At 53.2% G+C, this 16,033-nt stretch carries 10 protein-coding genes; 2 read left to right on the top strand and 8 right to left on the bottom strand.

All coding sequences use genetic code 11. The annotated features are described in order from the left end of the window. Nucleotides 1-166: 166 nt before the first annotated feature. Complete coding sequence (locus tag HW115_RS08985; RefSeq protein WP_178932287.1) at nucleotides 167-1,030, bottom strand: PEP-CTERM sorting domain-containing protein; 864 nt, start codon at nucleotides 1,028-1,030, stop codon at nucleotides 167-169. A gap of 328 nt (nucleotides 1,031-1,358) precedes the next feature. Between HW115_RS08985 and HW115_RS08980 the strand changes: the two genes are divergently transcribed. Beyond that, on the top strand, nucleotides 1,359-2,909 hold the full coding sequence (locus HW115_RS08980; RefSeq protein ID WP_178932286.1) for a tetratricopeptide repeat-containing sulfotransferase family protein: 1,551 nt from the start codon (nucleotides 1,359-1,361) through the stop codon (nucleotides 2,907-2,909). A gap of 64 nt (nucleotides 2,910-2,973) precedes the next feature. On the opposite strand, the gene HW115_RS08975 is transcribed toward HW115_RS08980, so the two are convergent. From HW115_RS08975 to HW115_RS08945, 7 genes are all read right to left on the bottom strand, one after another. Further along, nucleotides 2,974-3,735, bottom strand: a complete 762-nt coding sequence (locus HW115_RS08975; RefSeq protein WP_178932285.1) for a PEP-CTERM sorting domain-containing protein — start codon at nucleotides 3,733-3,735, stop codon at nucleotides 2,974-2,976. 185 nt (nucleotides 3,736-3,920) lie between these two features. Further along, on the bottom strand, nucleotides 3,921-5,537 hold the full coding sequence (locus tag HW115_RS08970; RefSeq protein ID WP_178932284.1) for a LamG-like jellyroll fold domain-containing protein: 1,617 nt from the start codon (nucleotides 5,535-5,537) through the stop codon (nucleotides 3,921-3,923). Then, entirely contained in the window at nucleotides 5,534-6,085 is a 552-nt protein-coding gene (locus tag HW115_RS08965) for a sigma-70 family RNA polymerase sigma factor (RefSeq protein ID WP_178932283.1), read from the bottom strand. Before HW115_RS08965 ends, HW115_RS08970 begins: the two co-directional genes overlap by 4 nt. Nucleotides 6,086-6,297: 212 nt before the next feature. Beyond that, on the bottom strand, nucleotides 6,298-7,272 hold the full coding sequence (locus HW115_RS08960; protein WP_178932282.1) for a L,D-transpeptidase family protein: 975 nt from the start codon (nucleotides 7,270-7,272) through the stop codon (nucleotides 6,298-6,300). A gap of 269 nt (nucleotides 7,273-7,541) precedes the next feature. Then, on the bottom strand, nucleotides 7,542-8,612 hold the full coding sequence (locus HW115_RS08955) for a substrate-binding domain-containing protein (protein WP_178932281.1): 1,071 nt from the start codon (nucleotides 8,610-8,612) through the stop codon (nucleotides 7,542-7,544). 105 nt (nucleotides 8,613-8,717) lie between these two features. After that, a complete protein-coding gene (locus HW115_RS08950) occupies nucleotides 8,718-10,826 on the bottom strand; it encodes an ABC transporter substrate-binding protein (RefSeq protein WP_178932280.1) in 2,109 nt (702 codons plus the stop codon). A 59-nt stretch (nucleotides 10,827-10,885) separates the two neighbouring features. Next, complete coding sequence (locus HW115_RS08945) at nucleotides 10,886-12,040, bottom strand: basic secretory protein-like protein (protein ID WP_178932279.1); 1,155 nt, start codon at nucleotides 12,038-12,040, stop codon at nucleotides 10,886-10,888. Between the two features lie 523 nt (nucleotides 12,041-12,563). Between HW115_RS08945 and HW115_RS08940 the strand changes: the two genes are divergently transcribed. Continuing rightward, a complete protein-coding gene (locus HW115_RS08940) occupies nucleotides 12,564-15,986 on the top strand; it encodes a hypothetical protein (protein ID WP_178932278.1) in 3,423 nt (1,140 codons plus the stop codon). Nucleotides 15,987-16,033 lie beyond the last annotated feature (47 nt).

Genomic DNA, 16,033 nt, shown 5'->3' with positions numbered 1-16,033 from the left:
ACAGATTGAAAATCTGTCCTACGGTGGATGCGTGATGGTAGGGCAGGATTGGCTCCTGCCGGCCTCCCGTGGAATGATCCGGTTGTGAGCTCTGCGTTCCCAAGCCTGTCGACAGATTAAAAATCTGTCCTACGGTGGTATAGCGTGCGCGGTGTGGTCTAACGCTTTATGACTTTTGCTTTCGTCTGCGTAGGGTCAGTGCGAGGCCACCGCATGCCAGTAGGGCGGCAGAGGAAGGTTCAGGGACGGCTGTCAGGGTGTAGGTCGAGCTTCCGTTTGTGCCAGTGGTGCTGAAGTAGTCTGAAAATGTTGCTCCGTTAAGTCCGCTCTGTCCGTTGAACTGAAGGGTTCCGGCAGCCCACTGGTTTTCCCAGATACCCGCTGTCAGGCCGGCGGCCGAGTTGGCGCCCACTTTGACCCCTTGGGATGCCGCTGTGACAGTGCCTGCTCCGGTAAAGTTGAAGGTTGCGGCGTCCCACGAGAAGATGCTGGCTCCGCCGCCACCGAGTGAGGTGATCGATCCACCATCGGAGATATTCACCGTGATATTGTGCGTTCCCGCGTTGGTCCAGCCGAACCACAGTTCTCCACCGGTTTCGATGCTGCCACCGTGCACATTGAGGGTGATGGTTTGCCCAGCTCCACTTCCGACATTGTCGGAGCCGAAGACCAGGTTGCCTCCCGCATTGCGATCAATGAAGCCTCCGTTGAGGACATGGGTGGTGCCGTTAAAACGGGACCAGTTCGTGTTGTCCGTCACCCAGCCGGAGTTAGTTCCACTCACCGTGAAGGTTCCGTTACTGACAATGTCTCCTATTCCCCCTGGTTCATAGTCGGCACGGGTGCCATTGTTGATGACAATGTCCTCGGTGCTTCCATTGGTGGGGGCACTACCACCCACCCAGTTGGAGCCGGTATAATAGTCTGCGAGGTCGGCACCTTGCCAGACGACGGCAGCATGGGTGGCTCCAATACAAAGTGTAGCAGATGCCGCAATGGCTGACATCTGAGTTAAGCGTGTGGGTTTCATGATTCGATGATTGGGGTGGAATATTTTTTCAGATAAAAAAAGAGCGTGTTGATATAAGCATTTTGCTTTGTCGGTGTCGAGTTGAATCTTGAACCAGAAAATAAAAAGCCGTGGCCCCAGATGGGCCACGGCTTGGAAAGATTCGAGAGTTTTCGATTACTTGCGTCGACGCAGGATCAGAGCGACGAAGTTAGATTAGGGCTGTTGATGAAAGTTTACGGGTAACGTCTGGGTGGAGGGGATGTGGTGGCATTGGGTTCCGCAGTAGTGAAGCCGGCTTTACGATGAATAAGGTTTTACCTTAGAATGAGTGATTGTATAATCGCGCATGCGTTCGAAACGAAAGGATCCCTACTATCAAGATGGAGTGGGTTTGCAAGAGGCACGTGAAATGTGGAATGCAGGTGATTACACTCGTGCACTTCGTTTATTTGAGCGTATCTCGAAGAGAGAGCCCTATAATTTGAAAGCTCTGCAAGATACAGCTTATGCGTTTGGACAGCACTTTGAAATTGATAAGGCAACACGTTATATCAAGCGGATGGAGCATTTGGTGGGTAATGATCCAGGTGCTTTGCATGTGGTGGCCGATGCGTGGACTTCGGCCTATAGGCCTCAAAAAGCCATGAGGTCTCTGGAACGTGCGATAGAAACGGGTAATGCCCGCGCCGAGACCTATTTAAGTATGGCCATGATGGAAGAGAGGTCTCATCGCTTGGAGAATGCCATGGGTTTGGTCAATCGCTATTTGTTTGCGCGACCGAATGCTCCAGATGGCCTGCGCCTACAGGCGTTGATTTTGCGTCGGCAAGGAGAAGTTGAGCAGGCGAAGGTAATTTATCAGTCCTTGCGGGAGTGCTGCGGTCCGAAGGATCAAATGGTTTTGGCTCAAGGGTTGAATGACCTGGCTCAGATCCATGATAAGGAACAGGACTATGAGACTGCGATGACGACTCTAGCGGAGAGCAAACTTATTCTCCAGCGTCATTCAGGCATGGAAGCTTTACTTGCGAGAGAGAGGCAAGAAAGACATTGGTTTGATCGATTTCTTGGGACCTTGACGCCGGGGCATATAGAAGAATGGGTTTCATTAGGTGTGGATTGTCCCCACAATCAGGTCATACTGACGGGTTGTCCCAGATCCGGAACAACCTTGATCGAAAAGGTGCTGGATGCCCATACAGGTATTGTATCCGCTGAGGAGCTTGGCGCCTTTCCAACTTACACGCTTTCAAGCGTGCTGAGAGGCATGGAGAGCGAGCATTTGCACGCTGATTCGGTGAGCGCCTGGACTCGACCGCTCATTAGGCGTGAGGTGCGTAATTATTATCGCTACATCGAAGCTGGAATCGGTGAAAGAATAGGGGGCAGGGTGCTTGTGGACAAGATTCCCTCAAATACGATGATGATCCCATTGATGGTGAGGATGATCCCTTCAACCAGAGTGTTGTATGCCTTGAGGGATCCTCGTGATATCATCATCAGCTGCTATTTTTGCTGGATGGAACAAAATTCCGTCAGTGTGTGTTTCAATGATATCGAAAAAACTGTACAAAGGACGATCTGTGAATTGCAATGGTGGCAACAAATCAAGGAGTTGTTACCGGAAGATCGGTGGCGTGAAACAAAGTATGAGAATGCCGTGGATGATCTTATGGGTGAGTCTCAGAATGTCATAGAATGGATGGGTTTGACTTGGGAAAAGGGCGTGGAAAACTATCGGAGCCAGATAAGAAACAAGGGTGTGACTTCTCCTACGTACGAGGCTGTCAGTAAACCTGTCTATCGCGGAGCGGTGGAAAGATGGCGCAATTACGAAAAGCACATGGCTCCACACTTGGATAAACTAGAGCCATTACTGGCTAATTTAGGGTATTGAAAATAAAAATCCCACTTGGAATGAACCAAGTGGGATTTGAAGACTAAAGAATCGATTGATTGAGTTATTTGCGGCGGCGTAAGATGAGAGCGACTCCTCCTAATCCAAGTAATGCTGCTGCAGATGGCTCAGGAACAGCTTCGACGATTTGGATACCGTTGATTCCTACCCGTCCCCCGGCATTGTCGCCCAAAACGATGTCGATCGAATCTGAGGTTACTCCGCTGAAGAGGATGTAGTGTCCCCCATTATTGGGGTCGACTTGAGCTTCAGCTTGAGTTGCGTAGTCGGCTTCTAAGAATGGCCCAGCACTGTGTTGAGGTTCAATCCATTTGGTTGTGCCATCGACAGTAACCGAGATAGCTCCCGTATTGCCAAATGGTCTACGCATATAGACATAGACGTCGTAAGTAGTTCCTACACTGGCATTTAGGTTGGTGAAGCCTATCGTGCCTCCCGTGTTTGTACCAGTTTCCATGAAGTTCGTCATCATGTTGTTGCTGTACAGTGCCGTTGCAGTGTTGAATCCGCTTGCACCATTGTAGTAGCCACCAAAGCCAGAACTAATTGTCATGGTGGCGGTTGTGGTGACCAGAGATCCATCGTCATCAGCTCGTAGGGCAGAGAGGTTGGTATCATTTTTGGCTCCGCTAGCAGAGGCAGTTTCCCACCCTCCTGCTTCAATGACACCTGCTTTTTCGGTGATGTCGGCATTGCCGAATCCTCCCCCTCCATCAGTAAGGTTGACGCTAATGATTGCAGCTTGTGCTGCCGCGATACCGAGACTGGCCATGGCCAGTGTGGCTGCAGTTTTTTTTGTATTCATTTTGTTACGTATTATTATTTGGGTTTGTTTTACCTGCATTTTCAAACCCATGAAAAATGCAGGTGATTCATGCACGAATGAAGTCGTGCTAATGGAAAACAGCCTGAAGGTTACAGATCTTAACGAGAAATTTCAAAAAAATGAAATTGTCCTCTTTTTATAGGTTTTCAGCCGAGGTCTGCCATTTAATGGCTAAGCTGGTTCTGATGCATCAGCTTGAGCACGCTTTCCTCGGTGATCGCGCCTTCGATGATGTAGAGTTCATCGATCTCGGCCTTGAGGAAGCGGTTATGGTGAATGAGTTTACGGGCATCCGGGTGCAGGGCTGCTCCGACGACAAGCGGGGTGTGTGCGGTGGTGTTGATGGCGATGTTGTCTTCGACATCTCTCTGGACCGGGTTATGGGCGGCTTTGGAAATCGGGCGGCGTTGACCGTCGAGGTAGAGTTGGGTGATGGGTTGACCTTTGTCATCGGCTTCGCCGGTGTAGACGACGGTGAGGTGATGCCATTGGTCGTCATCGAGGACGGTTTCAGGAGCGTAATACCAGAAGCCGCCGAAGCTGATGTTAAGCATCGGGTAGCGGTTGGTGGCGGGGTCGAGATGGATGGTCCACTTGCTGTTGACGTTGACGGAGTCCTGTCGTTCCTGTTGCATTCCCCAGCCGATGATGGTGCGTCCATTGCTCAAGGAGTCGCCGAGCCGCATTTCAGGCATTTTGATCCAGAAGGCGACGGATCGAGGTTGGTTTCCGAGGATGCCGTCCCAATTGGTTTCGAGGTAATTGCTGACGCCGTCGAGTTTCAGAGCCTGGCCGAATTTACCGCTGCTGTGTTCGGGGGTGGATGATGGGTTGGCGGCGGTATGCACGACAGCCTGCACGTCCGGTTGTTGTTTGAGTTGATTGGCGCTGGTGGGGAGCGGATTGACATCCCGCTGATCGAATGAGAAGTGGAGATGGGGCAGCGTACGGGGAAGTTCAGTAGGGAATGCTGAGGTGTTGGGTTCAATGGTGTGGAAGCGTCCGTAAGGGCGGACGAGGGCTGCCTGACCTGCTGTGAGGGTGGTTTTCTTTTTCACCCCGTGAAGGGCAATGGCTTCGACCATGCCTTTGAAGACGTGAATTTCATCATCTGTTTGTGGGGTGGAGACGACGCCGAATTTGGTGCCGAGGTCGATGATTTTCATCTCCCGGGTAATGACGGTGAATCCGCGGGCCTGTTCGGGCACGTGGAACCAACCGGTGCCGGTGCCGAGGTAGAGTTGGTTGTCATTATGCAGGGTGAGATCTGCAGGGGCTTGAACGATCGCCCTCACGCCGGAGGGGAAATTGAGTTCCACGCTTCCCTGGGAGATTTGGAGTCTGGATTCTTTTTCCAGGATGAAACCTTGCTCTGCAGCTTCCGGGGAGCTGTGGGTGAGGGTGAAGAGGGTGCCGGGGGAGGTTTTGAAATCGAGAGGATTGCTGGATGCTTGCTCCTGAATCAGAAAGAAGCGCATGCTGACCAGAGAGATCAGGATCAGGGCTGCGGCACTGATTACTGCCAGTTTACGGGCACGGGCGCGTTGACGCTTCAAGCGGGATTCGGCCAGTCCCTGAATGGCATGGGTCCCGGATGCCGAGGAGGTGGATGAGGATCGCGAGAGACGAAATTCCAATCCCTGATGAAGCGAGATATAGCTGTAATAGATTTGCCGAGCTTCCGGGTTGGCGATCAGCTCGTCCTCGAGGTGTCGGAATTCCTCCTCGCTGATGGTGCCGTCAAGCATTGTCTGGATGCGGGATTCAAGCGTTTGGATCATACCACGTCTCCTTTCTCGAGGTGTTTGGCGAGTCCGGTTTCAATGCATTTGCGGAGGGTGGCTCGCACCCGGTGCAGGGTGACGGAGAGAGAAGAGACACTGCGGCCACATTGTTTGGCGTAGCTGGCCAAACCGTCTTTACTTTGGTAGCGGTGGTTGAGTAGGTCGCGGTGTTGAGGTTGGAGTTTGGCGGTACAGGATTCGAGCAGCTTCAGGCGTAGTGAGGACTCGGGGATGGCAGCAGGTGCTTCCATGGAAATGGTTTCGAGTAGTTCGTCGTTAAAGATGAGCCAGTTGCCTCGTTTGTGTTTTTTGAGGTGGGCGAGGACTTCGAAGCGGGCGACAGAGAATGCCCATGCCCGGAAGTTGCTACCCGGAGCGAATTGCTCCCGCTTGGTCCAGAGCGTGAGATTGGTTTTTTGCAGGATATCTCCGACCTCCGGGTTGCCGGGGAGTTGGGAGATGATAAATGCCCAGAGGTCAGCCTGATGCTCGGTGAGCAGGCTGACAAATTCCGTAGACGGCGGGCTGGAGGAGGTGCTGAGCATGAATCGATATGATGACAGAAGGATACAGTCTACCTGATCACAGCCGGATTTCGAGATTCTTAGCAGCGTGGGGTCATTTTTTTCAAAAAATCACCCCGCCCGGTGAGACCGAGAGGGGTGAGGACGAGAGTCATGCTGCTCGAGCCAAGGGCTCTTCGCAGTAGCCGTGGCGGGGTACCCGCCACTTGATGAAAAGGGGCAAGCTTGAGTGGTTAACGAATAATATCGAAGTTGCGGTTTGAGCGGGTGCTCTTGTTGCTCGATTTGCTGGTGGAAACGAGGATGGTTCCCGGGGTGACCAGTGGGCGAATTTTGCGGGCAAACTCATCGGGCATACGGAGGTCCGAGCGCATGGCGGCAACGGCGTTGCCTCGACTGGATCCTCCGCTTAGGCTGAGGGCGCTCCAGGCAGGCAGACCGCTGGAGTCTTTGTTTTCGAGCATCATGAAAACACCTTCAGGTGGGCGGGCACCCGGACGGATCGCGATCGGGGATTGGCCGATTTGAACACCATTTCTCCAGACATAGACGGTCTGGTCGGCGTAACTGATGAGGATGGAAAATGGGCCACTGCGGCTTTTGCCGGGGTTCCAGACAATCTCACCCGAGGGATTGGGGATGGCGCGTTCGCTGCTGGCCCCTTTGCTGGCGAGCAGGATGCCGGCTGGGCGGCTGGACTGGGAAGGTTGGGCGTTTTTCTTGGTGATGGCAACGGTGGCTCCGTTGTGCATGATACCGTAAAGTTTTTGCGAGAATGCATAGGGAAGACGGATGCAGCCTCCGGAGGCGGGGTAACCTGGCAGGTCGCCGGCGTGCATGGCGATGCCGCTCCAGGTCAGGCGCTGCATGTAGGGCATCTGGGCTCCTTTGTAGATACTGGATTCGTGTTCGACCTTACGTTGCAGGACGGTGAACACGCCGGTGGGCGTTTCTTTGCCCGGGCGGCCGGTGCTGACCGTGGAACGTGCGATTTGCACGCCGTTGCGGTAAACGTAGGTCATTTGGTCATCGATACTGACCACCATCAGGACGGGGCCTTTGGGTGATCGTTCCGGGTGCCATTCGTATTGTCCCGGGGCAAGTTTGCTTTGGGTGGAGGTGGACGGGGCGCAGGAGTTGACGCTCAGGCTGGCTGCTGCAGCCAGGGTGAGGGCTGCCAGGAGGCGGACGGGTCGTTTTCTGATCATGATTGGCTCATCCTGATAGGCTGAGTCAGAGAGCACAAGTCAAAAAGCGTGGTTCTCGGGTCATGCATGCCTCCTACATTAGGGAGATGATCATCGGTGATGCCTGCGGCGCTGACAGGATGGTCAGGATTTTTAATTCTCAAAGATCAAGGTGTGCCCAAAACTTATCGCTTACTTCTTAAAAGAATTCTGTAGATCCTCTTCAATCATGTGAATCCTGTCAGCGCCGCAGGCTGTTAGCCCCTAGTGTATTCGCCTTGGTTCTCGGGTCATGGCTGTGATTGGGGTGGGGCCAGGCTGGCGCCGGGGATGTAGTCCATAAAGAAGGTTTTTTGTTCGAGCTTGGCGTTTGGGTTCTCGAGCAGGGCTGAAATAATCCGGCCGAGTTGTTTGGCGAGTGGTGCGTAGGAGGTGCTGTAGTAGCTGATCTTCGGGATGATGGGGCTGATCATGGGGTCGGAACCGATATGCAGGATGGAGACATCTTCAGGCACACAGAGTTTTTGTTTGGCGAGCCAAGTGATCAAGGTGATCAGGTTGCGTGGTCCGCCGGTGATGAAGGCTGTCGGTGGATTGGGACGTTTGAAGAGCCGCTCCAGCATGCAGACGAAGTCGGTGGTGGACTGATCACAGGCCGGGAAGTGGAGTTCCGGGATGACTTCGATGCCTTGCTGTTCGAGGATGCTTGCCAGACTGGGAATACTTGATCCTTGTTTGTCACTTGGGTAACAGATGCGTTGGTGGCCGTGATTGATCAGGTTGTGGAAGGCGTGCTCCAACGCTGAGACGGCATCGTAGGCGACGTTGTGAAATTTGTTATGGGTCCGGCCGCCGCAGGCAACAACGGGAATGTTCAGTTCTTCGGCGATTTCAACGATGGTGGTCGTGATTTCGAGGACCACCCAGACATCCGCATGGTGGGATTTGAAGATGCCTTTGATTTGGTTCGGGTTTTGGCGAGTGGTGAGGAACGGATAGTCGTGGTAGTGGATGGAGACTCCGAGCCGGTTCAGGTTTTTGCGTAAGGCGCGGAAGAGGTCCTGAGAGGATGCGTGTAATTCGTCCAGCGGGCGGGGCAGGAGAATACCGACGCTGCGTTGTTGATTAACTTTTTGTGGTTTACTGAGGATGCGTCGGCGGGCTCCTGGAGTGGGTTCTGAGATGATTTCTTCGCTGGTGAGGATGAGCAGGGCGGCGCGCAGGGTTTTTCTGGAGACCTGGAGGTCTTCCGACATTTTATTTTCGCCGGGGAGCATGTGCAGGATTTTTCCGGTGGCGATCTGATCCCTCAGGATGTTGGCGGTTTGGGTGACCAAGCTTATTTTTTGAGGTGTTTTCATAGAGGATTCAGAGTAGATATCAGGGATAAAGTTAGCTGGATTCGACAAAGAGAAAAGGAGGAAAAGCGCCCGGTGTGATGAGGTCAGGGTTTTTATTGATCGAGGTCAGGGTTTGGGTTGATCGGGGATGCCTTCTTTGAATTGATCGATGATACGTTGAACTTCGGGAAATGGTTTCCCTTGTTGGACCGCTTGTTGGGTTTGCTTCTGAATGTCTTGGTCGATCCAGAACACGTAGCTTTCGAGTGGGTCTGAGATGACGGGATTGTTGAAGGGGGTTGCTTTGGTATTTGGCCAGCGAACCCAGCGCCAGGAGCCGATTCTAACGAAATTGGCAACCCAGGCGGGAGAGAAAATGGCTTCGTCGTGGATCAGTTGTTGGATGGCGTGTGAGGTGGATTTGACTTCTTCCCGTGTGCGGGCGTTGCGGATTTGCTCGCAGAGGACATCCATCTGTTCATTGCTGAAGCTGTTGATGTTGTTAGTTTGAGGTTTCACTTCACCATTGTCCGAGTAGGCATTGGATGAGTGGAAGAATTGGTGGTAGGAGGGAAATGGCGGACGGCACCCCCATCCCCAGAAGGTCATGTCGTGTTCTTTTTTCATGACTTTTTTGTAGGAAACGGTGGGTTCCTGTCCATCGGCCCTGAGTTCCAGCCCCGCCTTTCTGGCTTCTTCTTTCAGGATGGCGATGATGCGGTTGTAATTTCCCGATGTCGGGTAGGTAATGTCGAATGCGAGCCGTTGCCCGTTGGGGCGGCGGAGGATGCCATCCGGGGACTCTTCGGAGAAACCGGCGGCATGAAAATGACGCCGGGCCTCAATGACCGAAAAGGGTCGGGCCCGGATGTCGGAACGGGTGATCTCGTTGAAGCCTTCGCTGAATTGTTGCAGTCGGGCGTAATCGCCACGATAGATGATATCGATGACTTTTTGCCAATGCAGTGCATGGTTGATGCCGAGTCGGATGTTGAGGTCCTGGAGTAGAGGTCGGTCGAGGTTGTAGTACATCCCTCTGGGGGAGCGCGGGAACTGGGTGTAGAACATGTAGCGTTCGATGTAGCCGTTGAACACCGGATCAATTTCTGATTTTTCGTACCAGAGTTTGGGTTCGTTGAGCTGGAAGGCGTCGAGTTCTCCGGCTCGGAAGAGTTCGAAGGCTTTGGATGCGTCCCGGATGGTGGTGTAGATGATTTGATCCGGGTTGTAGAGGTGGCGGTAGTACTTGTGGTCTTTGGCCCACCAGTCCGGGTTGCGGGTGAGTTTGATTGAGACTCCTTTACGGATGTCTTTGTCTTGGACGAAATAGGCTCCACTATGGGGGGCGACCTTCCATTGATAGCGCTCAGCGAAGTCCGGCCCGTAGTTTTGATAGAAGTCGGGGTCGGCCGGGGACAGCCGCGTGTGATAGGTCATCATGGGCTTCGGTTCCGGCAGGGTAACGGCGAGATGGGACTCTCCGAAGCTGGTGATTTGGGCGAATTGTTCGCGGTAGTATTGTTTTTCGAAGGGGGACGCGACGTTGTCGGAGACCCGGATGTAGATGCCGGTCATGTAGTCGCTGGCCTTGATCGGGTTGCCGTTGTTGTATCGGGCTTCGGGGTCAAGTTCGTAGTAGACGGTGCGTTGATCGTGGCTGATCGCCCATCGTTTGGCGATTCCGGGAATGGGTTTTCCGGTGAGCGGATGAACGCCGGTGAGGTGTATTTCCAGTTCATCGTAAAGCCGGCCTCGGAAGCTGTTGTTGGATTCCTTGCCGAAGGGACGAACCGTGGGGGGGAACTCAGTGATGTAGTAGCGAAAGACGCCTCCTTTTTTTGCCCGCGGGTCTCCGATTTCAGGTTGGTCCATGCCGTCTTCCCAGACCAAGTCTTCGGGTAGGTCGTCGATTTGTTTGAACTGGAAGTAATCACCCAGCGATTGCCGGTAGGTGATGCGTTCCATCTCGCGGCGGGATTGGAGGAGCTTGGAATCGATGGGTTGTTGAGCTTTGCCCGAGCGCTCCAATTCTTGGATTTGCTTGCTGATTCTTTGGTGTTCTTCAGCCAGCCAGCGTTGGATGTACTGGTTGTAGATCGGGGTGAAGGATTTGAGATCCAGGCGATGGCTCGGGGGCTCATCGGATTCCGAGCAGGCTCCGAGCAGCAGCACGGCGGTTGCCAGTTGCAGGCAACGGCAAATCAACGAAGCCGCGGAGGTTGTTGGGAAAGGCATGGTGGCAAGGGAAGCGTCAGGATGGTTCTCTCGAGTGCTTATTGGGTTCTGCTGAGGGTTTAGGATTTGCCGTAGGCCTTGACGAGTTGGTCGAGCGTATGGCCGGTGAGTTCCATCCAAATCTTATCGTTGTATTTCCCTTCTTTGCAGGCTCGGGAAACGATGGCGACGGCGCCGGGTTTGTGTTCTTTTTCAATCCACAACAGGAAGGCCGTGGAGTTCCAGTACTGGCCGAGCGGCTTGGATTTGTCCGTGCGCTTCTTGTTTTTCTTGGCCCAGAGGGAGTCGGGGTAGGCTTTGTAACGGATGTAGTCAGCCGTTCCTTCGACGAACCAAGCGGGGGCACCTCCCGGGTAATTCTGAACAAAGTGGCAGAGTTCGTGGGTGAACACACCGAAGGTATCTTCCGGGTTGTTACGTAGATGGTCTCCCTTGAGCACCATGCTGGTTCCGAGCACATAGGCCGGGAAATTGATGTCGTCACGAAAGCTCAGAAACAGGTGGGTGGGGGTGCGGTCGATCGGGGCGCTGAGAGCTTTGGCAATTTTCTGCCAACTGCTGAAGTAAAGGTTGGTCATTTCCTCGACCCGGGGTTTCAGGTCTTCAAACCCTTCGGTTTCGACGGTGATGGTTAAATCGAGGTTTTGTTCCCCGATTTTGACGTTTCGGGTGGTGGATAGTTGGGTTCGCTCGTGATCTCCCAGGGTGATGCTCTGGATGGCAAGCCATGCGTTTTGGTCCTTGGTGGCTCGCAAGCGGATGGCTTTGGTCGCCCGGGTGAGTGTGGTTTCAGCTTTGCCCTTGAAGAATTTTCCAGCGGGTTTCCAAGATGTTCCGTCCTGACTCATCTCGAGCACGCCATTCTTGAGTATATCTTTGCCGTCCTCTTTGCCAGTTTTGACGGTGAGAGTGAGGCCCTTGACCGGCTTGGCGAGGGTGACGGTGAACGTTTCGTCTTTTTTCATCGGGCGGGAAGACCAGTAATGGGTCTCGGCATTGCCGTCCAAACAGAGTCGGGGCTTGTGGTTTTTCCAAGTGGGAAGTGGCGTGCTAATGGTGTATCTCTCTTGGAATTGGGTTTCCTGAATTTCATTTTGACCGGACGATGGCGTGCTCGCTGACGCATCGGTTTCAGCAGCGTTGGCGGTGAGTGAAAAGCAGCTGGCAAGAACGGGGATGAGGCTGGCGGAAAGTAGGGGTGTGGACGAATGCATGATGTGGTGAGATTGAAATGAGTATGAAATAGCTATGGTAAATGAGGAAGGCGCAGTTGAGCTGTCGGGCCTCAATGCTGGCTGATGAAACTACGTGATCTTAATCGAAGGATTTCAATAATCAACCTGTCTACTTAGGTTACTAGTTTGGGGTGGTTAGCTGTGGAACAGGTGGCTGTAAGGCTTGGATGTGTCTTGTACCCTGCGGTTACATTTGAATATAAATTGTATGGTCGTATGGGAAGGGGTATACTCAGACTTCAATGATGAGGTGGAATTCGATCCTTGTCGTGAATCATCAAAAAAAAAGCAATGAAACGTGAGAACAAGGAATGGAGTTACCTAGATGCTCTTTTCGCTGTATCTATGATAAGAACGATTAGGTTTTCGCTGTTCAGTCAGAGGAAGTGGATGAATGGATCCCGGCTTCTGACTGTCAATTGTCGAAAAATGATGGTTGTGAGAGATGAGATGACGGCGAGAACGTGAACATGGAGGCTAGGAATCATACAGATTGAACAAGATGCAAAATCGCAGACAAAAACAAGCAATTGGCAGGCGACAAGGATTTGCTTTGGTGGCAACCATCAGTGTGATGGTGCTGCTGGTGATGATTGCTCTGGCGATGTTGAGTCTGAGTACGGTGGAATTGAGGTCTTCCCAACAGGGGCAGGCGATGCAGGACGCCAGGGCCAATGCCCGGATGGCATTGATGATTGCCTTGGGTGAATTGCAGAAGCAGACCGGGCCGGACCGCAGGGTCACGGCGCGCGCCGATATTTTGGGGGATGAGATTACCCAGCCGCATTTGCTGGGGGTCTGGGATAGTTGGGGGGAAGGGATGGAAGATGGTGAGCAATTGACGGAGGCCAATGTGGCTTCAAGTTATGATGTCGGCAGGCCGACTCGTTTCAGGAAGTGGTTGGTATCGGGTGCGAATGCCGATGATTTTCAGTTTCCTCAAAGTGATCTGGCGACGGACTCGGTGGAAATGGTGGGCTTGGGAAGCTTGGGGCAGGGGGGCGATCCCAAGTTGATGGTTCGGGTGCCCAAAGTCGCCCTGGAGGAAAATGGCCAACGCAAAGGGTCCTACAGCTGGTGGATCACGGGTGAGAACAGCAAGGCAAGGGTGAATTTGTATCAGGCTGATGCCCAGGGGTTGGCAAGTCGTGCCAACGAATCGGTGGCAGCACCCGTGCTTGCCGTGCGGGAGATTGAGGAAATGAACACTCTGGTTCAGGATGAAACCGTGCTGCGGGGAGTGACCCGTGGAACCTTGGATTTTCTGGGCGATGGTGGTGCGGATTTACCGGAATCGGCGAAGTATCGGTTTCATGATGTGACGGTGGACTCCCTTGGCTTGTTAACCGATACGAAATCGGCAGGGATGCGAAAGGATCTCAGTTTGTTGTTCGAGTTGGACGGTCTGCCCATGGACTTTGCCAAGCAGGAAATCTATGAGGGGGGACCGGCATGGGACGATTTGTATGGATACTACCGGAGCTACAAGCCGGTCGATGAAGGAGGCATGGTCAAGTGGGTCGGCGGGGTGCCTCATTTTGCCGCTGGCGATACCTGGTCGGAGTATGTTGGCAAGGCGAATTGGCGGCGGCATTTGCCAATTCCTACCAAATGGCAGTGGTTGGTTTCCCATTACAGTGTGCCGGCTGACCCTGATGTGCATGGCCCTGGCAAGTTTCAGGTGAATATGGTGTTCGATAACATCATGGAGCTGTGGAACCCGTATACCATCCCGATGTCGATTCCTTCGGACAGCCAGATTGACTTCAAACTATGGAATATTCCGTATGGTATCAGCTATTACGTTGGAGGTCAGCGGTGGAACCGGACACCTAGCAAAAAGCCATTGTGGTGGATTATCCAAGACATGCCGGAAAGTACGCACTGGCAGTTACACAATGCGATGCTGAGGTTGGATACTCCGTTGATGCCTGGTGAGGTGCGGGTGTATTCCGATAACTCTGACAGCCCGCAGCCTCCCAATCACCTGTTTCGTCTCGAGCCGGGGTGGCAGATGAGTGGCGGATTGTATTCCTATAAACTGGGACATGGGGGGCACCCGCTGATTGTGTCCGGCGGAGACGAGATTGAGGCGGTGATCGAAAAAGATGGCTCGGCGCCTACGTGGGCTGGTTTTGATCACTTCACTGACATTTATTTTACCGGGCCGAACGGCTATCCAAACGAATATGGATATTTCAAGGGGGTCATCACCAAGGATTCTTTTGATACGGTGACCAATGATTTGGAGCGGACCAGCGATGCGAATTTTACAGCTGGCCAGATTGCCGGGGTGGGCAATAAAAAGCCACTGGCCTTGATGGGCATGAGGATGCGAACGGAGCACCGGATCGAGCCCTCGTCTGAAAGTCCGATTTCTGAATCGGAGAAAGCCAAGGTGAAGCACTATCTCCTCAATGACCCATGGCAATTGAACACGGATGTGCGTAATAATAATCCGCTGACCCTGCGCCACGGTGGATATGAGTTTTTCATTCAGCGCGTGAACAGTCTCAACGATTACCCATTTGTTGAGGTGACGGCTGACAATAAAGGCTACCTTGGGACCAGCCGGGGGGCATTGGAACCTTTGAATGGGCAAAATCATGTGCCGATTCAGGAAATTCCATATCAACCGATGATTTCTTTGGCCCAGTTGCAGCATGCCGGTCTTGGTCATCCGTGGCCCGACCCGAATCATGTGCAGTCGCCCAATGACCCGGATGGTCCGGTTCCGTATGTTTCATTCCCTTATGTGGCGAATGCCTTCGGAAATTCCTGGGCTTTACCTTATTTGGGAGCAAGTGAGATTGAAGAGAGTGCTCCGGCTCCCGACAATGGTGGATCCCGCTTGCTGCATGACAAGTGCTGGAAAGCGAATGAGGCGCTTTGGGATGCCTGGTGTTTTTCGAGTGTGTCGCCCCAGGATCAGGAGCTTGTTGCCTCGCCGCAGCAACGCGACAGGCTGCAGGTCTTGCAGGAGGCTCTGGAAGATGGCACTTCTTTACCCAATAGCCGCTACCGGTTTATGCAGATCCGGCAAGGGGACCAGGCCCAGGAATTGATGACGGAACTGCTGGACGAGGATGGGTATAAAAAAATCAGCTCGCACCTCGTTTGCGAAGGCGCTTTCAATGTGAACTCGACATCGGTTGAAGCTTGGCAGGCATTTCTTGCCAGCCTCGATGGTCGGGCCTTGGCTTGGCTGTCTGCCGAGACCGGACAATTTGATCAGAAAGACGAACAACGTTATCCCGTGAGCCGCTTCACGATTCCCAACGCGGATGGCGCTGAAACAGATGAGTTCGATGGTGATCAGAAAGAATTCCTGCGCAAGCGTTGGGAAGGGGTGCGCTCGTTGACTGAATATGAAATTGAGGAGTTGGCCGAGGCCATGGTCGAGCAAGTTCGTGAACGTGGGCCGTTTCTTTCGCTGGCGGAATTTGTCAACCGTCGACTTAGCTCTGGTGAGTCCGGGTTGCGTGGTGCGTTGCAGGCGGCCATTGATGAGACCAGCATCAACAAATCGTTTGAAAAGACTTCGGATTTGGTGACTCAGAATGAAGTGGCAGAAGTGGGTTACCGTAACCCGGAAGCTGCTCTGGGCAAGGTGGGTGAAGGAGCTCCCGGGTATGTGACTCAGGCGGATGTGTTGATGCCCTTGGCTCCCTTGGTGAGAGTAAGATCGGATACCTTTAAAATCCGTGCTTATGGGGAATCGGTGGATTCGCGAGGCAGAGTTCAGGCCAGGGCTTACTGTGAGGCCGTTGTTCAGCGATACCCTGAGTATCTCGATCGTGTGGATGAGCCTGAAAAGGAGGTCTTCAACCCATCGAACCAGAATCAGCTGGCCGAAGTGAACCAGGCATTTGGCCGGAGGTTCAAGGTGCAATCGTTCCGCTGGTTGTCTCTGGATGAGGTGTAAGGGAGTGAGTATTTTTTACGGATGCTTTTGTGTGAATTGTTTGGATT

Source organism: Oceaniferula marina, assembly GCF_013391475.1.
In the GTDB taxonomy this organism is placed as follows: domain Bacteria; phylum Verrucomicrobiota; class Verrucomicrobiia; order Verrucomicrobiales; family Akkermansiaceae; genus Oceaniferula; species Oceaniferula marina.
Note: the sequence above shows the minus strand (reverse complement) of the source record. Positions and strands in the feature narration are given on the sequence as shown.